Source organism: Cupriavidus sp. IDO, from assembly GCF_000812465.1.
Lineage (GTDB): Bacteria > Pseudomonadota > Gammaproteobacteria > Burkholderiales > Burkholderiaceae > Cupriavidus.
On the sequence record NZ_JWMA01000040.1, the window covers coordinates 43,624 to 66,639 of the forward strand.

The following is a 23,016-nucleotide window of genomic DNA, read 5'->3' on the forward strand; positions in this document are numbered from 1 at the left end:
GGACAGTCGCCCCGGCGCTATCGGGCACGCCGTCGGCCGGCGTCGACATCACAAGGAGGCAGATATGTTCAGTTTCCGCAGTCACAGCAGCAGGGAGAGCGACGAACAGCGCCAGCGCGAGCAGGAGGCCCGGGAGCGGCGCGAGCATCATGAGCCCGGCCGCGGCTCGGAAGACTGGGGGCGGGAATGGGGCGAAGACTGGCGTGGCGAGCGCGAAGCCCGCAGCGGCTCCTGGTACCAGCAGGACACCCCGGCAGGCCAGCAGCGCGGGCAATGGGGCCGCCGCGAGTATGGCGCGGCCGACATGGGTGGCAGGGGCCATCCGTACAGCAGCGGCTACGGCGGCTACCAGCCGGCACCGGAAGACGCTGGCTATCGCATCCGTGAGCGCGGCGAACGCAGCTATCCCGGAGACGACCCGCGAAGCGAAGTCCGCGGCGGCCGCGCCATGCACTGGCGCGAAGGCATGGAGCGCGACCGTGCACAGCGCGGCGGCCAGCCCAGCTTCGGCGGCGGCTACTTCAGCGACCTCGGCCAGGGCGGTGGCCAGTCATACGGCGGCGGGCAGCGCGTCTATCCGGACGACCCGGGCTATCGCCAACGCGCCGGCCAGCCCGCCGCCACGCGCCGCCCGGTCGGGCCCAAGGGCTACCATCGCCCGGACGAGCGCATACGCGAAGACATCTGCGAACGTCTGGCGATGAACCCGTATGTGGATGTTGGCGATGTCACTGTGGACGTTGCCGGCGGCACGGTCACGCTGGGCGGCACCGTGCGCGAACGCCGCGAGAAGTACGTCATCGAGGAAATCGCCGATGCCGTCTTCGGCGTGATGGAGGTGGAGAACCATCTGCGCGTGCTGCGGCCGGCAGGTTCGGGCACCGGCGACGAAGCATCGCAAATGGGGGCGGGAACGATCTCCCCTGACCGCACTCTCAACAAGAGCTGACCCAGCGTTCGCGCCCGGTCCTCATGCGCACCGTCCGTACCTTGCGCAAGGGCGCCAAGCTGATGGTGCCGCTTGACGTCCTGCGCCCCACCCAGATCACCATCGGCGCCTATCACGTTGCGCAGAAAATTCACGTCACGCGCCGCGTGCCACCGGACCGGCGCGCGGCCTTCCTTGACCGGCACCGTGTCCACGTCGTGATTGGGCCGGAGCAGGCGCTCTATGTGGTGGATCACCACCACTGGGTGCGGGCCTGGCACGACATGGGCATGTCGCACGTGCCCGCGCTGGTGCTTGCCGACCTGAGCACGATGACCGAGGCTGCATTCTGGCGCTATATGGTCGCCAACCACCTGGTTCATCCCTATGACGAGCGTGGCAAGCGCCGGCCCCTGAGCGAGTTGCCGGATGCCGTCCATCACATGCGCGACGACCCCTACCGCAGCCTGGAAGCCTTTGTGCAGCTGGCAGGCGGATACCGCAAGGTCAAGCAAGCCTATCCGGACTTCCGCTGGGCAGACTTCTTTCGCCGCCATATCGACGGCCCGCTCGACACCCGGCACAACTTCGCGGTCGCGGTTGCCCACGGCTTCCGCCTTGCGCACAGCGCCCGGGCGCGCAAGCTGCCGGGCTATGTCGGCGGCCTTCCGTGTCCCGTCCGGCGAGCAGGGCGATAACGCAGCCCATCGGGCTACTGCGCCGCCGCCCGTTGCGAAAGCAGTTTCAACAGCCTTGCCTCATCCGCACGCAGGCGGCTGATGGTCGCAACGCGCGCGCAGCCGCGTAGCTCGTCATTCAGGAACGCCTCGATCACGTCGGGGTGGACGTAGCACTTGCGGCATACCGCCACCGTATTGCGCAGGCGCTGCGCCACCTCCCTGATGACCTCCGCCACCTGCTTCTTGCGCGCGCTCTCGCTGCTGTCCGCGCTAGCCGTGCGCAGCATGGCCAGCGCATGCACGCTGCCAGCCCAGGTGCGAAAGTCCTTGGCGGTGAAGTCCCCGCCTGTTGCCGCCTGCAGATAGGCGTTGACGTCAGCCGAGCCGATCTCGCGGATCTCGCCGTCGCTGTCGCGGTACTTGAACAGGTGCTGGCCCGGCAGGTCGGCGCAGCTGCGCACGACGCGGGCCAGGCGCGGATCATTGACCGACACGTCGTGCGTGATGCCGCTCTTGCCCGTGAACTGCAAGCGCAGGCGGCTGCCACGCACGGTGGCGTGGCGGCGGCGCAGCGTGGTGAGGCCGTAGGTGCGGTTCTGCTGCGCGTAGCGGGGGCTACCAACGCGCACGAGCGTGGCATCGAGCAGCAGCACCACCGCCGCGACCACTTTCTCGCGCGGCATGCCGTTGCGCCCCAGGTCGCGCGCCACGCGCGCGCGCAGCCGCGGCAGCGCGGTCCCAAAGGCTGGCAGGCGCGCGTACTTGTCTGAATCCCGCAGCGCGCCCCAGTCCGGGTGGTAGACATACTGCTTGCGGCCCCGTGCGTCGCGTCCGGTGGCCTGGAGATGCCCCGCGGGGTCGGGGCAGATCCAGACCATTTCATACGCGGGAGGAATCGCCAGCGCCGCAATGCGGGCCAGCGTCGCGGCGTCGCGCACCGGCTTGCCGTTGGCATCGAGATACGCGAAGCCGCCGCCGCAGCGGCGGCGCGTGATGCCAGGCGCGCTGTCGTCGACATAGCGCAATCCGACCTCGCGCAGCACCGTGCGCAAAGTGTCATCGGTAGCGGACGGCGGCAGGGTAATGTCCACGACAGGCGCCTCAGCGTGATGGCACCGGATGCCGGAAGCAACGGTGCTACGGGTCTTCGCCGCGCGGCGCCGCTGTTATCGCGGACTCCGTCGTACCCGCCGGGTGAGGCGTCTCCGGCGGCACGGCATTCGCCGAGCCGCTTCCGGCTTCCGGCGCTGCGGGCTCAAGCCCCTTCACTGACGGATCGTCATGGGCCGCCGGGGCCGACGCTGGTGCCGCAGGCTCAGCCGCCACCGGACCCGCACGCGCGCCGGTGACCATCTCGCGCAGCCAGTTCACCAGCAGGCTGCTGTAGGCGCGCTGGCTCTCCTCGTCGCTGAGGCCGTGGTCGGCGCCCTTGATCACGCGATAGGTCATCGAGTTCGCCTGCACGCAGGCATCCACGTAGCTGGTGACGGCCGCATGCGGCACGATCTGGTCCTGCTCGGACTCGATGACCAGTACATCGCCCGCGAACGAGGCGCACGCGCGCAAGGCGCGATTGGTATCGGCCGCCACTACCTGCCGGCGGTAGGCGACCAGGTCCTGGTCGCGATGCAGCTGGCGCTTGGGCAGTTCCCAGCCGGCGTCCATGTACAGCGCCGGTGCGCGCAATGCCATCCAGCGCAGCGCACGCAGCGTGCTCAGCACGGCGGCCAGATAGCCGCCGTAGCTGCTGCCGACCACGGCAATCGCGTTGCGGTCCACCTCGGGCTGGCGCACCAGCACATCGTAGGCAGCCACCACATCGGCCAGGTTGCGCATGCGGCTGACGGTCTCGTACTGGCCGCTGGTGCCGGCATGCCCGGTCAGGTCGAAGGTCAGGCACACACAGCCCAGCCCGGCCACCTTGCGCGCGCGCGCCAGGTATTGCTGCTGGCTGCCGCCCCAGCCGTGCACGAACAGCACGCCGGGCAGCTTCGTGGCCGGCGTGATCAGCGTGCCGGCGATGCTGCCGCCTTCGGACTGGATTTCCACGTTTTCTTCATGCGTTGCCATCTGCGTCAGGCTCCAGTAGTGCGTATTTGGTCAATGCGCCGACGTTGCGGTCTTCGCCCTGGAAGTAGATCTCCGCGCCCGGTGGAACTTCCGCGCCGGCGCCATAGATTTCGCGGGTCGAGGCCACCACGCGGCGGCGCTCCGGTTCGGCCTGCAATGCCGCCAGCGCGGCCAGTTCGGCACCGGTGGCGCCACCTACGCGCCATGACTGCTCGAGCACGCCGAGCAGTTGCTGGTCGCTGGCCTTCGCGCCATTGCCTTGCGCTGCGCGTCCTGCTGCCACGTCGTAGTTGCAGCGCGAGAGGAACATGCCCGGAAAGCAGGCCAGCGCCGCATCGTGATAGACCATTGCCGCGCGCACCGCCGCCAGCGCGTGCGCATGAAAAGGCTGCGCCAGCAGCGCATCAAACCCGCCCCGCACCACGGTCAGTGTCGAGCCGCCATAGACGGACTGGCCGCGGTTGTTGCTGGTCAGATCCTGCGTGCCGCAATAGCTGGCGCGCAGTCCGCCCAGTTCGACCTGGCCGACGCTCCAGGTCTGCGGCTTGTCCAGGTCGCGCTCGAGCACGATGCCGTGCGCTTCTAGCGCCGTCTGGTCCATGGCCGCCAGTGCGCGGTCAAGCGCGGCAGCGTCTTCCACCACCTGCTGGCCCAGGCCGCCAAGCCCGCATGGCTCTTTCAGCCGCACCGGTCCGTCCGCGAGCAGCCGGCGGCCGGCAAGCGCCGCAGCGTCGCGGCAGAATGCCGTATAGCCGGGCAACACCGCGTCCCGTGTGCGTTCCGCGAAGCCGCCGCACCAGCCCTCGGGCGCAGCGGCAGCTGGTGCCACCAGTTCGTGGGTAATCGCCTTGGTCGATATAAAGGCAAAGGGCACCACGCCGCCAAACAGATCGGCCGCGCTGTGAATGCCAAGCCTGGCAGCCTGATCGAGTCCGACCACCGTATCCAGCGGCACAAAGTAGAACGGCGGGGTCTTTGGCTTCGCAGATGCCGGGCGTTTCTCGCCGCATGTCTCGAACGCACCCGCGAACGGATAGCCAACCACCTCGGCAACCTTGCGGCCGATTTGCGCGAGCGTCATGCCTTGATGGCTGCCGGCATCGTCATAGTCGGGGCAGCCATACAGGACCACCCGCCGTTGCGTGCTGATGTCTGGCAAGGTGGTCTCCTCGCAGCGTATCGACGCCCGTTTCAATGTGCCGGGATCCGGCTGCCGCCAGGCACAGCGGCGCCGCCACCCGTGGGCCGCGCGGAACGTGCCCTGTGCTTGGCCACGTGGTTCTCGCGGGCTTCATCCAGAGAATGGCTGCACTTGAGCCCGCCCTCCTCGTCGGCAAGTTGCGCCAGCTGTCGATAGAACATGACCAGCTGGCGCAACTCGTCCTCGTCGAGCTCTTCGATCGAGACCAGCATGTTGCTGGCTTCCTTGTGCGAGGCCAGCAGTTCGTTGAGCTTCAGGTGTACGGCCACGGCGTCCTTGTTCTGGCTCTGCTGGATCAGGAACACCATCAGGAAGGTGATGATGGTGGTGCCGGTATTGATCACGAGCTGCCACGTTTCAGAGAAGGCGAAGATGGGGCCCGTTAGCGCCCACGCCACCACGACGCCAACCGCCAGCACGAATGCCGTGGCCGAGCCCAACTGCCGCGTGGCCGCCCCGGCAAGGCGGTCGAAGGCATGAAGAATGGGATGCTCCCTGTGCAGTGCGGGCGCGCTGTCGATCCGATGCACGTTAAATGCTGGCTTGCTCATCTTCCGCTCCTGGCTGTTGGCTGGCTGCCGCCGCCGGCAATGCGCTGCTTACATTGTATGGAGCGCGCCGCCAATGGTTCAGCGGGCGCTGTCCTACAACGCAGGCTGCACTCCGCCACCGCATTGCGGTGCGATAGCGCAGCGCGCCTTTCTGCACCGCACGCAAGACCTTCACACGACGCATACCGCGTACGGCGCTCCCGCCAGCGCTGGCGGGCACTCCGGCGGCGGGAATGCTTTTTGCGCTGTCCTTGCACGCACCGTCGGCGCGATAGCCGCTCAAAGGAGAAACCATGACCGGACCACGTTTTGCCGATGCAACCGGATCGCCGGACCAGACCCTCGACACGCAGGTGCGCGAGCGCATCACCGAAGCGTTCGGCGGGATCTTTCCCGCGGGTGTCACCGTAGCGGTGGCCGACCGGAGGGTCTTGCTCAACGGTTGTGTCGAAGATCAGTACATCGCCCAGCGCATCGAGAAAGCCGCGGCGGTCAGCCCCGGCGTGCTGGGCGTGCACAACGCGCTGCGGACGCGGCAGCCTGCCCCTGTCGAGCCGCCCGGCCAGCCGCCTTCCAGCGGCGCCGATGCGAACCCGGCCGGGCGTCCGTCCGGGCAGATCAACCACAAGGTCTGAGCGCTGGCGCCTGCCGGGCTCTTCGGGTGCTTCGACGGATTGCGAAAGCCGCATCCCTTCACGCGCCGCAAGCACAGGAAAACCGGCGGAAACTCCGCCGGCCTTCCCTCTCGCTCCCACCCTGTTCGCTGCTTCGCAGCTCCCCGGGATATCAGCCCCACGGATCGTAGCGGTCGGATTCCCAGTATGGCGATATGCCGTAGTACTCGTGAATGCTGGTGGCCCACTGCGAATCCGCCATGCTCGGCCAGTGGTCCTTGTCGAAGCCCGGCGCGGCCTTCAGGCGGTCCTTCTCGACCCCGAGCACAAAGCACTTGCGCCGCGTATCCAGCGTGAGCGCGGACCACGGCAGCGCGAACAGCTTTTCGCCGATCCCGAGAAAACCGCCCATCGCCATGACCGCATAGGCCACGCGCCCGCCGAGCACGTCGATCATGATGTGGTCGATGGTACCGATGTCCTCACCGGCCGGGTCCACCACCTTGTTGCCTTCCAGCGTGTCGGCCGCCATCACGAACGGGCCCGGGCCGGGAGAATTCTGGTCAATGCCGCCAACGATGGAGGCGCCTGGCTCTCGGCCAGGAGTGCGTGATTCGACTGACTTCATGGCTGACTCCTTGGTTGCAGAAAGCTCTGTCCGGCGGATGCAATGGGTCGCATGCCGAGAGCGATGCGCTCACGCGCGTTGTTCAGGCTCCGGCTCCGCTGGCACCGGCGGCACCAGCGGGTCGAAGTCAATCCAGCGGCCTTCGCTCCAGCGGCCGTCTGCCCGTTCCACATCCTTCGCACCGCCTTTGCGCAGCAGGTCCGCCACCAGTTCGTCGTTCGCGTGCGTGACGTGCGCGGCAAGCAGGACGCCTGCATTGCGAACGGGCGGCTGGCCGGTGCGCGGATTGCGCCCGCCATCGCGCGCCAGCGCCAGCGCACCTGCCAGTGAGCCCAGGTAGGCGCCGAGCCCGACCCCAAAGACCACGATCAGCACCGACAACGGCGGCAATGCAGACAGCGCTGCCACCGTGGCGGCACCAGCCAGGGCGCCGATCGCCGCGCCGATCACCACGCCGCCGATGGCTCCGGTTCCCGATCTGCGTGCGCCCGAATCGGCGGCATGGTCGCCACCGATCGGATAGGCGCCGTGCTGGCCGGGCGGATTGACATAGAACAGGCTGAGGTCTTCCTCGGGGAGGCCCTGCGCCCGCAGGCGGCTGGCGGTGGTCTCCGCCCGCGCAAAGCTATCGAAGCGCCCGGCAATGATCGACGACATGCTCGCTCCTTCCTTGTTTAGGCTGGGGTCCGTGGTTGCGGTCACTTGCGGCCGGTGGCGCCCTTGCGGTGGCCGGCAGGCTTGGCGCCGGCGGGCTGGTGTTCACTGCCGTGCCTGAGCTTCCAGTCGACATCGTCGCGCGCGGTTTGTGTTTTCTTTTCCGCATGCATGGCGGCGCTGGGCGAGATCGGATCGCTGGCCGGGAAGGTCATTTCCAGCGAGTCGTCGACGGCGGCCTGATAAGTCTTCCTGGCGCCTTTCTCCTTGCCTGCGGCAGGGCGCGCGGCGGGCGCTGCGCGTGACTTGTCGGCACGCGATTTCGACGGCTTGTGAGCCGCCGGCGCGGCCTTAGATGATTTGCGGGCGTCTGGCATGGCGGGTTCCTCCTGGATGGGATTGCCACAACCATTGCAATTGGCGGGCCAGCGAGCATATACGGCGGCATGTAGCGATGCGGGCCGCACAATGACGCCTGTGCGGGCGCCGTCGCGTTCGCAAAGCTTGCCCGTTACGCCGGGCGCGGCATGCACTTTGTGCGCGTATCGGTAAAAACTACAGGAGGAAAAAGCAGGCTGCCGGATATCAGCCGACATTTACGCCAGGACGGCGTGGCGCGGAAACCTCACGGAGATGCAGATGGTGACCTTCTCGTTCTCTCCGTCCAGGCTTTCGGCGCCGGGCTTCGCGCCATGCAGTTCAATCATGCGGCGCGTCAGCAGCAGCGCGGCACTCTGCCGTGAAGTCTGCGAACTCTGCCCCGGCACGCGTCGCCCGAAGAAATCGGACAAGGCGTTCAGCCGCGTGGCGCTGCGTTCGCGATCGAGCGGCGGGCTCTCGGTAATGCGCAGCTTGACGTGATCCGGTTCGTGGCTCAGATGCACGCCCACCGAGCCGCCGGGCTGCGCGCGCCAGATGCAGTGCATGAGGAGATGGCGCAGCAGGGGCACCAGGCGGGGCATGTCGCCATCGATCTGGTAGGCGGATCCCTGCGGCGCGCCGTCGGTCTCCACAGGTGGCAGCAGCACACCGCGTGCTTCTGCCGCAGGGCGGCGATCCGTAATGGCCTGGTCGATCGCGGCGAGCAGATCCAGCTGCTGCCACTGCGGCGGATTTTCATCGGCCAGCAGGCGTACCGCTTCCTCCATTTCCTCGATCAGCGCCTGCTGTTGCTGCATGCCCGAGCGTATGCCGTCCAGCGCACGCTGCGCGGGCGGCGGTGCCGCATCGACCGCGCGTTCGAGGACATAGGCCCAGCTCTGGATGGCATTGAGCGACGAGCGCAGGTCATGGGCGGACTGTTCGATCAGCGTCCCCACCTCGACCACGCTGCGCACGGCGGGCGATGTCACCGCAGTCTGCAGATCAACCGTAGCGGAGCTGCAGGCGGAGAGATCGTGGGATGCGTCCGGCGTACCGGAGGGCGGTGGGTGCTGCGTCATGGTTCTCGGCCGGGTTACCTGCTGGACGTACTTATGCAAGAAGCGTGCTGCGTGGCCGCCGCGCCGGGGCGATTACGCTGGTGTCACACGCGGTGGGAGCCCGTCCAGGCTGGTCGCAGAGCGGTCCGAGGGGCCGGTCAGTTTGGCGCGTTGGTGCCGTTATCGTTGCCGCGCGAAGCCCGCAGCCACTCGGGCAATTCGCCCTTGGCTGCATAATCTTCCAGCCGGTTGTACAAAGTCTTCAGGCTGATGCCGAGGATCTCCGCGGCGTGCTTCTTGACGCCCGCGCACTGCTCCAGCGTGGCGAATATCAGCTGCCGGTCGGCATCCGCAAGCGACATGCCCACGGGTACCGACACTACCGCCGTGCCCGCCGCCTGCGTAGCGGCCACCTGCAGCGGCACCTGTACCTCGGCGATCACATCCTGGTCAGCCATGATGTAGGCGCGCTGGACAAAGTTGCGCAGCTCGCGCACATTGCCCGGCCACGCATGCATGCGCAGGCTGTCAAGCACGCTCGGCGCGAAGCGGCGCTGGGTGCCCTGCTCGGCATTGAGCTGCTCCAGCATGGTGTTGGCGATCTGCACCACGTCATCGCCGCGCGCGCGCAGTGGCGGCAGCTCCACCGGGAACACGTTGAGACGGTGGAACAAGTCGGCGCGGAGCTTGCCCTCGGCAACTGCCTCTTCGGGGTTGCGGTTGGTGGCGGCCAGCACACGCACATCGGCATGGCATTCACGGTTGGTCCCGACCCGCATGAAGGTGCCCGTTTCCAGCACGCGCAGCAGCTTGACCTGCAGCTCGGCCGGCATTTCGGTGATTTCGTCGAGGAACAGCGTGCCGCCGTCGGCGCGCTCGAAGTAGCCCTTGTGCTGCCGGTCGGCGCCGGTGAAGCTGCCGCGCTCGTGGCCGAACATCTCGGTCTCGATCAGCGTGGGCGAGATCGCGCCGCAGTTGACGGCCAGGAACGGCTGGCGCCTGCGCGAGGAGAGCTCATGGACCGTCTGCGCGGCCAGCTCCTTGCCGGTGCCGCTCTCGCCGATCAGCAGCACGGTGGCCTCGGTTGGCGCCACCCTCGCCAACTGGTCGTAGACGACCTGCATGGCTTCGGAGCCACCCAGCAGCCGCCCGAAGCGTCCGTACCGGCGCAGTTCGCCGCGCAGCGAGTGGATTTCCGCCTTGAGCTCGCCCGTGGTGGCTAGCCGCCGGAGCACGGTCTGCAGCCGCGCTACGTTGATCGGCTTGACGAGGTAGTCCGTCGCACCGGCGCGCAGCGCCTCGACGGCACTCTCCACGCTCGCATAGCCCGTCGTCAGGATCACTTCCACGCCTGACGAGCCCAGCTCCGAGAACAGCTCCATCCCGTTGCCGTCCGGCAGGCGCAGGTCCGCCAGTACGGCATCTGGCATATGCCAGCCGATCTGGAGACGAGCCTCGCGCAGGCTGCCGGCGGTCGCGGAAGTGAAGCCTTCGATGGCGACGATTTCCGAAAGTGCGGCGCAGGCGTTCTCGTCATCGTCGACGATGAGGATATGCGGCATGGAATCTCTGACGGCCCGGCCAGCGGGCCTGCACATCAAAAACAGCGGCGGACACAGCAAACCCGGCCTGCTGCGGCGCAATGCTGCATCGCGCGGCAGGCATCCAGGCATGCAACGGGTCTTCAGGTATTGAAAGTCTAAGTGCGGGCCGGTTCCATCGTTGCCGGTGTCCGTCTGACACGGGTGTCGGAAGTTTCCGCGCGCTGCGCCGCCTGTCTGGCAAGGCCCCACGGCAAAGGCTAGCATAGGAACTTCTCATGACAAGGGCCGCATTGTGCCGACCAGCGCCACCAGCCCATCCAGGCGAGCCGCGCCCCACGCCAGCGAGGCGGCGCCGCGCCGCGCCGTTCCCGCGCAGGTCTCCCTGCTATGGGAAAGTACCTCTGCCGCCATGCAGCGGCTGCTGTCCCAGATCGATCGTGTCGCGGCCACCGATGTGACGATGCTGGCGGTGGGCGAAAGCGGATCGGGCAAGGAGGTCGTGGCACGGGCCATCCATGATCGCAGCGCGCGCCGCAACGGCCCCTTCATCGCCGTCAACTGCGGCGCGATCCAGCCCAGCCTGATCGAATCCGAGCTGTTTGGCCACGAAAAAGGCGGCTTTACCGGCGCCATCGAGCAGAAGGCGGGATATTTCGAGCAGGCGCAAGGCGGCACGCTGTTCCTCGACGAAGTTACCGAGATGCCGCTCGAGATGCAGATCAAGCTGCTGCGCGTACTGGAAAGCCTCACTTTCCACCGCGTCGGCGGCGACACCCTGATCGTCAGCGACGTGCGCATCCTGGCTGCCACCAATCGCGACCCGCTGGAGGCGGTGCGGGCCGGCCAGTTGCGCGAAGACCTGCTGTACCGGCTGGCAGTGTTCCCGTTGCACATTCCGCCGCTGCGCGAGCGTCCCGACGACATCGTGCCGCTTGCGCGCCACTTCCTGGCCGAGTACAACGCGATGGAGCAGACCGACAAGGCGTTCTCCGCAGCCTCGATCGAGCGGCTCGCGCGCTACGACTGGCCGGGCAATGTGCGAGAGCTGAAGAACGCCGTGTACCGCGCCTTCATCCTGGCCGACAAGGTGGTCGAGATCGGCAATCCCAACCTTGCCACTCAGCCGCCCCGGCCGACCACCGTCGATGGCGTGGTCAATGTGCGCGTCGGCACCACGCTGGCGGACACGCAGCGCGAAATCATCATGGCAACGCTGGCGCGCTTTGGCGGCGACAAGCGCCAGGCCGCGAAGGCACTCGGCATCAGCCTGAAGACGCTCTACAACCGGCTCGACGTCTACCGCTCCGGCTGACGCGCGCCTCCCTGTACAGACTGGACTACCGGCATCGACAATGCACGGCGCAGGGCTTCGATGCTCAGCGGCTTGACCAGGTGGATGTGGAAGCCCGCTTCCTGCGAGCGGCGCACATCGTCGGCCGTGCCGCGCCCCGTGAGCGCGAAAAACAGCATCGACTGCCCGGCAGGCATGGCCTGCAGCGCATCCAGGACTTCAAAGCCGCTCATGTCCGGCATTTCCAGGTCGAGCAGCGCGCAGTCGGGCAGGAACTCTGCTGCCAGCGCAAGCGCCTGCGAGCCGGTGTAGGCCGGCCGGGCTTCGTGGCCGAGCAGGTTCAGCAGCTCGGCCATGCTGTCGGCGGAATCAGGGTTGTCGTCGAGGATCAGCACGCGCCGCTTGCGTCCGGTATCGGCATCGATATGCCCCGCCGGCTCGCCACACGCCGCCACCTGCGGCAGGATCACGGTGAAGGTGCTGCCCTTGCCCGGCCCCTGACTGTCGGCCTGGATCGCCCCGCCGTGCGCTTCGACCACGGCCCGGGCGAGCGCCAGCCCGATGCCCAGCCCGCCGCGGCTGACGCCCTCGCTTTCCTGGGAGAAAAGATTGAAGATGCGATCCAGCGCGGCCGGCTCCATGCCCTGGCCTGTGTCGGATACAGTCGTGACGACGCTGCCGTCTTCGACCACGACGTGGACGGCGACGGTGCCGCCGCGCGGCGTGTACTTGGTGGCATTGCTGAGCAGGTTGATCAGCACCTGTCCGAGCCTGGCCGCATCTGCGGACACATGCGGCGACTCCGGCGGCAATGACACCACCAGTTGCTGGCCGGCCGACTCCAGCACAGGGCGGATCGATTCGATGCTGGCCGTGACGACGTCGTTATAGGCCGTGGGCGTCAGCTCGACCTTCAGCTTGCCGGCCGTGACGCGGCCCACATCGAGCAGGTCATCGACCAGCCGTTCGAGCTGGTGGAACTGGCGATCGATGATCTCGGCGCAGCGCTGGATGCGTACATCGACCGAAGGCGTCAGCGCGATCACATCGACCGCATTGCGGATCGGCGCCAGCGGATTGCGCAGTTCATGCGCAAGAATCGCGAGGAAAGACTGCACGCGCCGGTTGCCAGACTCCAGTTCTTCCAGCCGCAGGGCATCGCTGACGTCGCGGGCCGTCCACAGCATGCCGGCAGGGCATCCGCCCGCATCCCGGATCAGCGCGATGCGCGTCTGGCAGCGCACCACCGAGCCGTCCTTGCGCTCCAGGCGCTCGCCGCCCTCCCACTGGCCGCTCGCGCGTGCGGCTTCCAGGCCCGCCCGGTCGTGGCCGCTAGCAACGTCCTGCCGCGTGTAGAGCATCGACAGCGGCTGCCCGATCGCCTCTTCGGCCGGGTAGCCGGTAATCTCCTGCGCGCCCGCGTTCCAGCTGCGGATTTCGCCGTCGGGACTCAGTTCGCATGCGGCGACCCCAGGCACGGTTTCGGCCAGCAACCGCATCCGCTCGTCGGCCAGGCGCGCGTGCTCTTCCGCCGCGAGCTGCACGGTGATATCGCGGCTCGCCACCACGAAGCCGCTGACGGCGCCACTGGCGTCGGCCATGGCGGTCATGCCGCAGGCCGCCCACAGCTGGCTGCCGTCGCTGCGCACCCGCCAGCCGTCGTCCTGCGCACTGCCTGACTGCCGGGCGGCGTCCAGCCAGCGTTGTGGCACACCGGATTCGATATCGGCGGGCGTAAACAGGCACGAGAAATGCCCGCCCGCGATCTCCGCGGGGGTGTAGCCGAACAGGCGCATCGCGGGCTCGGGCCAGGTTTGCACATGGCCGTCGGCGGCAATCGCGAAGACGGCGCAGCCTTCCAGCGCGCCGAGCATCTCTCGATAGCGTTCGCTTTCAGGGTCCGAAGCCGGCGAGCGCCTCTGCGGGTCAGGGTGCGCGCTCGCGAGGCTCTTTTCCGCGCCGTCCGCTTTGATGCTGCCGCTCGATATCGCCGCCGCCGTGGCGTGGCCGGCGACCGTTTTCCCTGCCGGGCGCGGCTCTGACATGGAAATGCGCTCCTTTCCTCAAAGGCAGTTCCAGGATGCAGCAGGCGTCACGCGGTACGGCCTGCGAGTTCGCCGCTGCCGGCGATGACCCCAGGATCATCTTGAAACCGCCGCCTGGCAGTTGCGCTGCATGCGCAGGCGTGTCCGGCCAGCGCCCGAAGCGGAGCCGCGCCGCCTATCACGAACCGGCACGCAGCGATTCCATGATAGGCGCTGGCGGCCTGTACGCCGCATGTTCAGCAGGCGAGGAAGGAGAAAAGAGGCGCAAGGTGCATCATACGGGTCATCCCGCCGGCCCGCCGCGCCCGCGCCGGCTCTGAAGGACCGCGGCCATGGCGGCCGAAGCGCCGACCACCAGCGCCGTGGCCAGCAGAGGATGGCGGGCAGTGCTGGTGTAAGGGCACGATTGCAGGGCGGCGCGGTTGCCGGTGCGCTCCTGCATGCCACTGCCGCCGCCATAGAGTGCGTTGTCATCGATCGGTCCGGCCGGATGCCGGCTTTGCTGCGCGCGGCCCATGAAGCGGCTCATGAATCGGTCAAAAGTGTGCGGCGCGTGATACGCCGCTGCCGAGAACGCCTTGGCCGCACCCCCGACGAACATGTCGCGGCGCGGATGTTCCGCGGCGAACAGGATGGCGTCGGCGGCCAGTGCCGGATCGTACAGCGGCGGCGGCAGCCGCGGTTCCACGTCAAGGAAGTTCTTGGCATGCGTCACCAGCGGCGTTTCCAGCCCGGCCGGCTTGACCAGGGTGACCGATACTGGTGCTTTTTCCTGCTCCAGCTCCAGCCGCAGGGAATCGGTAAAGCCCTTGATCGCGTGCTGCGAGGCGGCATAGGCGCTTTGCAGCGGCAGCGGCCCGTCCGACGCCTCGCTGCCGATATTGATGATGGCGCCGCCGTGCTCGCGCAGATGCGCGGCCGCGGCCAGCGATCCGTGCACGGTGCCCCAGTAGTTGGTATCGAACAGCCGGCGCTGGTCTTCCAGCGGTACGTCGCTGTGGCGTCCGAAGATGGTAACGCCGGCATTGTTGACCCATGTGTCGAAGCCACCGAAGCGTTCGATCGCGGCCTGGGCTACCCGCGCGACGTCTTCCTGCTTGCCGACGTCGGCCGGCACCGTGATCACCTCGGCGCCGCCTTCACGCAGTTCCTCGGCCAGCTTGTGCAGCGACTCCTCGCTGCGCGCCACCAGTACCAGCTTGGCGCCCAGGGCGGCCGCCTTGCGGGCGGTCACCAGGCCTACGCCACTGCTGGCCCCGGTCAGGACGATGGTCTGCGACCCGATCTTCTTCAGAGATGGTTTCATCTGCTTGCTGCCTCCTGCCCGGCTTGTATGGCACAAGCGCCGCGGCGCCGTGGACAAGGGCGCCGGCATCCGGGCGCGCTGCCGGCCCCTCATCTGTACCAGCCGCAATCACGCAAGGAGTGTTCCCGGCAGCGATCCGCATCCCGCGCCGCGCACGCAGCACCAGGATTTACAAGAGCCGGTAAGAACCACATGCGGTCCACAGGGCTTTGTCTGTAGGACGATCGCCGATTTCCGGCACGCCATGCACTGCATAAGCTGAATCCATTCAAGTCCTACCAGCAGGCACCGCCATGGCCAGGATTACCCGACAGGAACCGGACAACGGCCGCGCTGCCGCCGCCCGGAAGCGCGCGCCAGCCAGGAAGCCCGCTGGCACCCGATCCGCCGGCGCGCTGGGCAAGTACCAGCGCATGCGAGATTTCAACGCAACGCCGGAACCGAGCGGCGCACCGGCCGCAAGAAAGCGCACGCGCCAGCGCGCGCACGCCCTCTCTTTCGTGATCCAGAAGCATGCGGCGCGGCGGCTGCACTATGACTTCCGCCTCGAGCTGGATGGCACCCTCAAGAGCTGGGCCGTGCCCAAGGGCCCGAGCCTGGACCCCGCCGACAAACGCATGGCTGTCCATGTGGAAGATCACCCGCTGGACTACGCGAACTTCGAAGGCGTCATTCCGCCGGGCCACTATGGCGCCGGCACGGTCATCGTCTGGGACCGCGGCGTGTGGGTGCCCGAGGGCGATCCGGACGCCGCCTATCGCGCCGGCAAGCTGAAGTTCGAGCTGCGCGGAGAGAAACTGCACGGCCACTGGACCCTGGTGCGCATGCACGGCAGCCGGCAGAAGGAGCAGGACGCCTGGCTGCTGATCAAGGAGCGCGACGAAGACGCGCAGCCGGCCTCCGCGTTCGACGTGGTGGAAGCGTTGCCGGACAGCGTGCTCGCGGGGACCGCCCGCAGCGCCGCGCGCAAGACGGCGAAAGCCGCCGGCACGCCCACCGCCAGCGGCCGCGGGAAATCCGGGACCGGGCTAGCGCTTCCGCAAGGAGCGGTCAAAGCAAAGCTGCCGCTCGCGCTGGCGCCGCAACTCGCAACGCTGGTCGAGCAGGCCCCCGCGGACAGCGATGCGTGGCGCTACGAGATCAAGTTCGACGGCTACCGCCTGCTGGCGCGCATCGACGGCAGCGATGTGCGGCTCTTCACGCGGCAGGGTCATGACTGGACCCCGAAGCTGAAGGCGCTCGCAAAGGAAGTCGGCGCGCTCGGGCTGCCGGACGGCTGGCTGGATGGCGAGATCGTGGTGATGGGCAAGCACGGCGAGACGGATTTCCAGGCATTGCAGAACGCCTTCGAGACCGCGCATGTCGACACCATCCAGTACTTCGTATTCGACCTCCCGTTCTATGCCGGCCATGACTTGCGCAAGGTACCACTGGCGGAGCGGCGCGCGCTGCTGCGGCGCCTGTTCGAAAGCAGTACGGCGTCGCGTCTTCGCTTCAGCGAGGAATTCGAGGCAAGCGCCGCGGACATGCTCGATGCCGCCTGCCGCATGAAGCTGGAAGGCGTCATCGGCAAGCGGGCCGATGCGCCCTATGTCAGCGCGCGCACCAATACCTGGATCAAGCTCAAATGCACGCTGCGCCAGGAGTTCGTGATCGGCGGCTTCACCGATCCCAAGGGCAGCCGCCAGGGCATCGGTGCCTTGCTGCTGGGCGTGCATGATGCCAGCGGACAGTTGCGCTACGCGGGCAATGTCGGCACCGGTTTCGATACCCACACGCTCGGCAAGCTGCGCGCGCAGCTGGACGCGCTGCGGGCGGACAAGCCGCCCTTCCATGCGCTGCCCGTATCGGTGAAGGGACACTGGGTGCGCCCGAAGCTGGTGGCCGAAGTGTCTTTCGGTTCCTGGACGCGCGAAGGGCGCGTGCGGCATTCCGTGTTCCACGGGCTGCGCACCGACAAGCCGGCAGGCGGGATCTCCGTCGAACAGGCCAGGGAGCCGGCAGCTGCAAAGCGCGGCAAGGGCAAGCCCGCCGCCGCAGCCGGCAAGGTGGCCATCAGCCATGCCGATCGCGTGATCGACAAATCAACCGGCATCACCAAGGGCGAGCTGGTGCGCTACTACGACCGCGTCGCCCCGCTGATGCTGCCGCACCTGCGCGGACGCCCGATCGCCATGGTGCGCGCCCCGGCCGGCGTGGACGGGCAGCAGTTCTTCCAGCGGCACGGCGACACCCTGCAGGTCGAAGGGATCAACGTGCTGGACGCAAGCTTGTGGCCGGGGCATCCGGCGCTGCTGGAGATCGTGTCGGCACCGGGGCTGATTGGCGCGGCGCAGCTCAATGTCGTGGAGTTCCACACGTGGAATGCGAACAAGCGCAGCATCGACAAGCCGAACCGCATCATCTTCGATCTCGACCCTGGCGAAGGCGTGCCATGGCCGCACATGCGCGAGTCCGCCGCGCTGGTCAGGGCGCTGCTCGACGAACTCGGCCTGGCCAGCTTCGTGAAGACCAGCGGCGGCAAGGGCCTGCATGTGGTGGTGCCGGTCACGCCACGCGCGGGGTGGGACGAAGTGAAGGATTTTGCGCACAAGGTGGTGCTGCACATCGCCGCAACCATCCCGCAGCGCTTTGTCGCAAAGAGCGGCGCGCGCAATCGCGTTGGCAAGATTTTCATCGATTACCTGCGCAATGGCGTCGGGGCCACCACGGTCGCCGCGTTCTCGGCGCGGGCGCGCCCCGGCCTGGGCGTGTCGATCCCGCTCGCATGGGAGGAACTGGACGGGCTGCGCAGCGCCGAGCAATGGAACGTCGCCAATGTCGGCCCGCGGCTCGGGGAACTGGAGTCGCACGATCCCTGGGCCGGATACGCCGACACGCGGCAGGCCATTACGCGCGCCGCATCGCGCCTGGCGCGCGGCTGACGCTGCGGCACGCTTCTTGCCACTTCCAGGCAAGAGCACCCTCTTTTCGGGTGGGGCGAGAAGGAACACACCATGCCTTACCGATTCAGCCGACTGCTCGCGGTGCCCCGGCTGCGAGCCCCCCATGGCGCACTGGCTTCGCGCCCGATGCGTCCGTTGCGGCAATTGCTGCTGCCAGGCGCATTGTTGCTCGCCATGGCCGGCCCACACGGCAGCACTGCACCCAGCGCCCAAGCCCACAGCGGCGAAGCGGAGCGCCGCTAGCTGGAGGCGCGCCGCTTCGCCCTTTGCAAGTGCACAACCCAACCGGCACGCCTCTTGCCATTGCCTTGCCAAGGACGGCCATCCGATGAGTGTGAACGGCCGCAAACGCAGTATCGCCATGGGGGAACGACATCGTGAAGACAGCCATTCGTGTAGGGCATACAAAACACGCATCGGAGCGATCGGTAATTTTTGCAATCGCGGCCGCATCCACGCACGGGGCGCATAGCGCCTGAACGCCATGGATACGCCCGCCACCACGAGCCGCCCGCTGATCCTGAATGTGGAGGATCGCGACGGCCCTCGCTACGTCAAGAGCCGAATCCTGCACCGAGCGGATTTCTCGGTACTCGAAGCCGCCACCGGCCAGGCGGCGCTGTCGCTGGTACGCCAGCATGCGCCGGCACTGGTACTGCTTGGCATGAAGCTTCCCGATATCAGCGGCCTGGAAGTCTGCCGGCTGCTCAAGGGCGATCCCGAGACCGCGCGCACGCTGATCTTGCTGACATCAACCGGGCTGGCCGATGCGAGGCAGCGCGTGGAGGCGCTGGACTGCGGCGCGGACAGCTATCTCGTGGAACCCGCGGAACCGGAAGAAGTGCTGGCCAGCATCAACTCGCTGCTGCGCCTGCGCGGGGCCGAGGATGCATTCCGGCGCACAACCCAGACGCTGCACGAAAGCGAGGACATGTTCCGCCAGCTGGCCGAATCGCTGGCTGAGGTGGTGTGGATCCTGGATCCCGGCGAGAAACGGCTGCTGTTCGTCAGTCCTTCGTTTGCCGCACTGCTCGGCCACACTGCAGAAGAAGTCCTGGAAGATCCGCGCCGTTGCCTCGATCGTGTACCGCCGGCAGAGCGGCCGAGGTTGGAAGCCGCCTTCATGAACATGCTGCGCAGCGGCAGGATGGATATCGAATTCCAGCTGACACAGCCGGGCAACGAGATTCGCGAGATCCGCGCGCGCGCATTCCCGGTCCGCAGCACGGCCGGCGCGGACGGGCGCTCGTTGCGCGTAGCGGGCATCTGCCAGGACGTCACCCCGCAGAACCGCGCGCTGCGCACGCTGCGCGACGAGGAACGCCGCAAGGATCAGTTCCTCGCCATGCTGGCGCACGAGTTGCGCAACCCGCTGGCACCGATGCGCAGCGCCGCCGACCTGCTGCAGCAGCTTTCGCCCTCGCGCGAGGACATGTTCCGCGCGCGCGACGTGATCGGACGCCAGCTCCATCACCTGACGCGGCTGGTTGACGAGTTGCTCGACATCTCGCGCTTCAACCAGGGAAAGATCACGCTGCGGCAGGACCTGGTGGAACTGCGCTCGGCGCTGAACACGGCCGTGGAAACCGTTCGCCCGCTACTGGAAGCAAATGGCCACACGCTGCGGCTCTCGCTGCCGGAGCAGCCGCTGCCGGTGCGGGGCGATCTGGTGCGGCTCACGCAGATCTTCAGCAACCTGCTGCACAACGCGGTCACTTACACGCCCGCGGGCGGACAGGTGAGCGTGGAGGCCACCACGCAGGACGGCAACGTCACCGTGCGCGTGCGCGACAACGGCGCCGGGTTGTCCGATGCCATGCGGCGGCAGCTGTTCGACCCGCTGGCACCGGAACACGGCAGCGGCGACACCAACGCCGAGGCACAGCGTGGCTCGGCCTTGCTGGATGGCCCCGGTATCGGCCTGACGCTGGTACAGAAGCTGGTGCGCCTGCATGGCGGGCGCATCCACGCGGAAAGTCCCGGCCCCGGCGAAGGCAGCACGTTCATCGTGGTGCTGCCCGTGGAGCCCTGGCAGAACTGGCATCCGCCCAGCGGGATGGGCGTGCCGCGCAGCGGACCGCCGCGCACGGTCATGCTGGTGGACGACAACATCGATGCGCTCGAAGCGATGACCATGACGCTGCAGACGCTGGGCCATACCGTGGTGACCGCTCCGGACGGCCAGAGCGCGGTGGCGCGCGCGGCCAGCGTGCGCCCCGACGTGATCCTGCTCGACCTGGGCATGCCGGCCATGGACGGCTTCGAGACCGCGCGGCGCCTGCGCGCACTACCGGAACTGCGCGGCGCAAAGCTGGTGGCGCTGACGGGCTTCGGCCAGCCGGAAGACAGGCGGCGCACGCTCGAAGCGGGGTTCGACCTGCACCTTGTCAAACCCGCCAACCTCGACGCGCTGACGCGCCTGCTCGACGGGCTCGACGCCTGAGCTTGCCGTCCGGCAACCCATCACCGAAAGCAAGGAGCCGACCCCGTGCATATCACGCCCGACCCCGACATCCCCCCCTACAAGCCGGACACGCCGCCGCCCGAGCCTCCGCCCGGACCGCCCGAACCCGTCACCGATCCGCCTCCCGGCGATCTGCCGCCGCCTCCTCCGCAGCGCGCGATCCCGGCAGTGCAAGGAGTTCCATCGTGTCTCGCATCATCTGGAAAGGCGCCATAACCTTCGGGCTCGTCAACATCCCGGTCGTGCTGCGGCCGGCGTCACGCAGCCAGACCATCGACCTCGACCTGCTGGACGTGCGCGACATGGCGCCCATTGGCTACCAGCGCATCAACAAGAGCACCGGCAAGCCGGTCGACAAGGAGCACATCGTCAAGGGCTACCAGTACGAGAAGAACGAATACGTGCTGCTGAACGAGGAAGACTTCCGGCAGGCCAATGTGGAGGCCACGCAGACGGTGGATATCGTCAGCTTCGTCGAGGCGGAGAAGATCCCGCCCTACTACTTCGATACGCCTTACTACCTCGAACCCGACAAGCGCGGCGAGCGCGGCTATGCGCTGCTGCATGAAACCATGCGCCGCACCGGCCGCGCCGCGCTGGCGCTGGTTGTGCTGCGCAACCGCCAGCACCTGGCCGCGATGCTGGTGCATGACAACGCGCTGGTGCTCAACACCATGCGCTTTGCCGACGAGGTGCTGTCGATGTCGGAGCTGCATCTGCCCAAGCCTGCCAGCGGCAAGCCCACAGGCGCGCATGCGCGCGAAGTGGAGATGGCGACCAAGCTGGTGGAAGACATGAGCGAAGACTGGGCCCCCGAGCAGTACCGAGATACCTATCGCGACGACCTCATGGCCCGCATCGAAGAAAAGATCGAATCCGGCAAGACCCATCAGCTCACGCCGGCAGCCGAGGAACCGGAAGCCCCGCGCCAGGGCGCCAAGGTCATCGACATGGTGGCGCTGCTCAAGCAGAGCCTGAACCGCCGCGGCAAGGACGAAGCAGGCAGCGACAACGAAGGGCGGGCGCGCCGCAAGGCGCCGGCCCGGCACGCCGCCGCGAAGAAGCAGACCGCGGCCAAGCGCGCCACGGCAAAGCACGCGCCTGCCAGGCGCACCACGCACGCCGCGCCGGCACGCAAGGCTGCAGGGAGCACCAGCCGGCCGGCGGCCAAGCGCAAGCACGCCTGAGGCGCGGGCCCGCCCCGCACTTCACGCTCTCACTCTCAGACACGCGCTGACCGCGAAAACGAGAAAGAGCGGCACGAGAGCCTCAAGGCCGGATCATGGCCCGAGGCTCTCGTGCCGCTCAGGTGAGCCTGCCCTGCCAAATATGTCCCGGCAGATTGCCGCGGCTTACCGCGACAGGACCTTCAGCTCGTCGTTCACCGAATTCACACCTTCCACGCTGCGCGTGGCATCCACGGCAAGCTGGTGCTGTTCCTTGGTCGGCACCGAGCCGGTCAGATTGACCGTGCCGTTCTTGGTCTTCACGTGAATGCCCGTGGACTTGAGGTCCTTGGTGGTAAGCAGCTTGGTCTTCACCTTGGTCGTGATGGTGCCGTCGCTGACGCCTTGCTTGGCCTTTTCGGCACTCATGTCATTGGCAGCCGCAGGCCGCTGATCGTGGTCACCCTCGGCGCGGCCCGGCATGCCAGGGGCAGAGTTGGGGGGCGCAGCCGTGGTGTCAGTGGCGACGCGCATAAAGCCGCCTGTATCGAGCGCAAACGCGCCGCCGGTAGCCGCCGCCAGTGCAGCAGCGACACAAGTCATGCGCAGGGTACGTGCAGGAATTCTCATCGCTCTCTCCTGATGGTGTGGTTACACGGTTCGTCATGAGGCGCCACACGAGGTGACTTGCGGGCGATGCATGCATCGCGACCACGGGTTCTCGTGAACCGCATGAACATGAACCGCAAGGAACGTACCTGCCGGCAAGCCGCCCTTCGCTGTGGTGAACCGCCGCGAATGTCACTCGCCCGATACACCGTAATGCGTGTAATTCGGAGCAGGGATTTGTAATTCCGGCCAGCGCACAAACGCGCCAATGTTGCGTCTGCCACGCTGGCAAGCGCTATCCAGGGCGCCTCGGGCGCTGGCACGCCGATTGCGGGTATGGCGATGCGGCAAGTCCGCCGCGTCATGGAGACAGTAATGGGACAGCAGCAACAGCAACCGGGCCAATCGCAGTCAGGCCAGAAGCAGCAAGACCAGTCGCAATCCGGCCAACGCGGCGGCCAGCAAGGTAGCGACCAGGACAAGAAGCAGCAAGGCGGTGGCCAGATGGGCAACCAAGACAAGGGACAGGGCCAGCAGCAACAGCAGAACCGCGGTGGCTCGCAACAAGGCGGTCAGCAAGGCCATCAAGGGGGCCAGCGCCAACCGTAAACAGCAGCTATCCGGGCGCGTGTGGCAGCAACATGCGGTGCTGCCTTGACGCACTCCGGAGATTGGCGAGCCGGGACTTCGGGTTACGGGGTTCCGGCTTTTTTTTTTGGGTTCTTCGCTGATTTGTGGGGTTGGGGGCTGATGTGCCTGAGGGTTGTGGCTGCGGTTGGGCGTTGTCGCAGGTCGACGGCCGGTTTCGCCCTGCCGGGCGAGTCACTTTTGTCCGAGCGACAAAAGTAACCAAAAACGCGTTGATATGACTCCCGGTGTCAATAGATGGGGTTTTTAGG

The 23,016-nt window shown here is 67.3% G+C and carries 21 protein-coding genes; 8 read left to right on the forward strand and 13 right to left on the reverse strand.

Features of this window, described 5'->3' with window-relative positions; all coding sequences use genetic code 11:
• Nucleotides 1-64: 64 nt before the first annotated feature.
• Together RM96_RS13665 and RM96_RS13670 are read left to right on the forward strand one after the other, a co-directional pair.
• Nucleotides 65-949, forward strand: a complete 885-nt coding sequence (locus RM96_RS13665; protein ID WP_039011188.1) for a BON domain-containing protein — start codon at nt 65-67, stop codon at nt 947-949.
• Between the two features lie 23 nt (nt 950-972).
• Entirely contained in the window at nt 973-1,626 is a 654-nt protein-coding gene (locus RM96_RS13670) for a ParB-like protein (RefSeq protein WP_039011189.1), read from the forward strand.
• Between the two features lie 14 nt (nt 1,627-1,640).
• On the opposite strand, the gene RM96_RS13675 is transcribed toward RM96_RS13670, so the two are convergent.
• The 4 genes from RM96_RS13675 to RM96_RS13690 are packed head-to-tail and all read right to left on the reverse strand — an operon-like array spanning nt 1,641 to nt 5,430.
• Nucleotides 1,641-2,693, reverse strand: coding sequence for a DNA topoisomerase IB (locus tag RM96_RS13675; protein ID WP_238587262.1), 1,053 nt, complete (start codon nt 2,691-2,693; stop codon nt 1,641-1,643).
• Between the two features lie 52 nt (nt 2,694-2,745).
• Nucleotides 2,746-3,678, reverse strand: coding sequence for an alpha/beta hydrolase family protein (locus tag RM96_RS13680; protein ID WP_039011190.1), 933 nt, complete (start codon nt 3,676-3,678; stop codon nt 2,746-2,748).
• A complete protein-coding gene (locus RM96_RS13685; protein ID WP_052279500.1) occupies nt 3,665-4,837 on the reverse strand; it encodes a DUF3182 family protein in 1,173 nt (390 codons plus the stop codon). Before RM96_RS13685 ends, RM96_RS13680 begins: the two co-directional genes overlap by 14 nt.
• Nucleotides 4,838-4,869: 32 nt before the next feature.
• On the reverse strand, nt 4,870-5,430 hold the full coding sequence (locus tag RM96_RS13690; RefSeq protein ID WP_082016543.1) for a low affinity iron permease family protein: 561 nt from the start codon (nt 5,428-5,430) through the stop codon (nt 4,870-4,872).
• Between the two features lie 293 nt (nt 5,431-5,723).
• Between RM96_RS13690 and RM96_RS13695 the strand changes: the two genes are divergently transcribed.
• Nucleotides 5,724-6,065, forward strand: coding sequence for a BON domain-containing protein (locus tag RM96_RS13695; protein WP_039011191.1), 342 nt, complete (start codon nt 5,724-5,726; stop codon nt 6,063-6,065).
• Nucleotides 6,066-6,216: 151 nt separating this feature from the next.
• Here the strand turns inward: RM96_RS13695 and RM96_RS13700 are convergent, their stop codons facing one another.
• The 5 genes from RM96_RS13700 to RM96_RS13720 all read right to left on the reverse strand — a co-directional run bounded on the left by RM96_RS13700 (nt 6,217) and on the right by RM96_RS13720 (nt 10,309).
• A complete protein-coding gene (locus RM96_RS13700; protein ID WP_039011192.1) occupies nt 6,217-6,672 on the reverse strand; it encodes a PRC-barrel domain-containing protein in 456 nt (151 codons plus the stop codon).
• Between the two features lie 69 nt (nt 6,673-6,741).
• Nucleotides 6,742-7,329 carry a hypothetical protein gene (locus RM96_RS13705; protein WP_039011193.1) on the reverse strand — a complete coding sequence of 196 codons (588 nt, stop codon included), beginning with the start codon at nt 7,327-7,329 and terminating at the stop codon, nt 6,742-6,744.
• A 41-nt stretch (nt 7,330-7,370) separates the two neighbouring features.
• Entirely contained in the window at nt 7,371-7,703 is a 333-nt protein-coding gene (locus tag RM96_RS13710; RefSeq protein ID WP_039011194.1) for a hypothetical protein, read from the reverse strand.
• Between the two features lie 219 nt (nt 7,704-7,922).
• Complete coding sequence (locus tag RM96_RS13715; protein WP_238587257.1) at nt 7,923-8,768, reverse strand: sensor histidine kinase; 846 nt, start codon at nt 8,766-8,768, stop codon at nt 7,923-7,925.
• A 137-nt stretch (nt 8,769-8,905) separates the two neighbouring features.
• Nucleotides 8,906-10,309: a sigma-54-dependent transcriptional regulator gene (locus RM96_RS13720; RefSeq protein ID WP_039011196.1), complete on the reverse strand. Its 1,404-nt coding sequence runs from the start codon at nt 10,307-10,309 to the stop codon at nt 8,906-8,908.
• A 271-nt stretch (nt 10,310-10,580) separates the two neighbouring features.
• Here RM96_RS13720 and RM96_RS13725 point away from each other — a divergent pair, with 271 nt between their 5' ends.
• Entirely contained in the window at nt 10,581-11,603 is a 1,023-nt protein-coding gene (locus tag RM96_RS13725) for a sigma-54 interaction domain-containing protein (protein ID WP_039011198.1), read from the forward strand.
• On the opposite strand, the gene RM96_RS13730 is transcribed toward RM96_RS13725, so the two are convergent.
• Together RM96_RS13730 and RM96_RS13740 are read right to left on the reverse strand one after the other, a co-directional pair.
• On the reverse strand, nt 11,588-13,627 hold the full coding sequence (locus RM96_RS13730; protein WP_082016544.1) for a PAS domain-containing hybrid sensor histidine kinase/response regulator: 2,040 nt from the start codon (nt 13,625-13,627) through the stop codon (nt 11,588-11,590). The genes RM96_RS13725 and RM96_RS13730 overlap by 16 nt on opposite strands.
• Before the next feature lie 283 nt (nt 13,628-13,910).
• The gene (locus RM96_RS13740) at nt 13,911-14,933 is read right to left on the reverse strand and encodes an SDR family oxidoreductase (protein ID WP_039011200.1); all 1,023 of its coding nucleotides are present in this window, start codon (nt 14,931-14,933) and stop codon (nt 13,911-13,913) included.
• A 293-nt stretch (nt 14,934-15,226) separates the two neighbouring features.
• Between RM96_RS13740 and ligD the strand changes: the two genes are divergently transcribed.
• The 4 genes from ligD (at nt 15,227) to ku (ending at nt 21,529) form a co-directional block, all read left to right on the forward strand.
• The gene (gene ligD / locus RM96_RS13745) at nt 15,227-17,857 is read left to right on the forward strand and encodes a DNA ligase D (RefSeq protein ID WP_039011201.1); all 2,631 of its coding nucleotides are present in this window, start codon (nt 15,227-15,229) and stop codon (nt 17,855-17,857) included.
• A 72-nt stretch (nt 17,858-17,929) separates the two neighbouring features.
• Nucleotides 17,930-18,121, forward strand: coding sequence for a hypothetical protein (locus RM96_RS38610; RefSeq protein ID WP_152624106.1), 192 nt, complete (start codon nt 17,930-17,932; stop codon nt 18,119-18,121).
• A 241-nt stretch (nt 18,122-18,362) separates the two neighbouring features.
• The gene (locus tag RM96_RS13750) at nt 18,363-20,321 is read left to right on the forward strand and encodes a hybrid sensor histidine kinase/response regulator (RefSeq protein WP_039011204.1); all 1,959 of its coding nucleotides are present in this window, start codon (nt 18,363-18,365) and stop codon (nt 20,319-20,321) included.
• A gap of 206 nt (nt 20,322-20,527) precedes the next feature.
• Complete coding sequence (gene ku, locus RM96_RS13755) at nt 20,528-21,529, forward strand: non-homologous end joining protein Ku (protein ID WP_039011206.1); 1,002 nt, start codon at nt 20,528-20,530, stop codon at nt 21,527-21,529.
• Between the two features lie 165 nt (nt 21,530-21,694).
• Here the strand turns inward: ku and RM96_RS13760 are convergent, their stop codons facing one another.
• A complete protein-coding gene (locus RM96_RS13760) occupies nt 21,695-22,138 on the reverse strand; it encodes a BON domain-containing protein (protein WP_039011207.1) in 444 nt (147 codons plus the stop codon).
• Between the two features lie 390 nt (nt 22,139-22,528).
• Nucleotides 22,529-22,702, reverse strand: a complete 174-nt coding sequence (locus tag RM96_RS39350) for a hypothetical protein (RefSeq protein ID WP_193752451.1) — start codon at nt 22,700-22,702, stop codon at nt 22,529-22,531.
• Nucleotides 22,703-23,016: the final 314 nt, after the last annotated feature.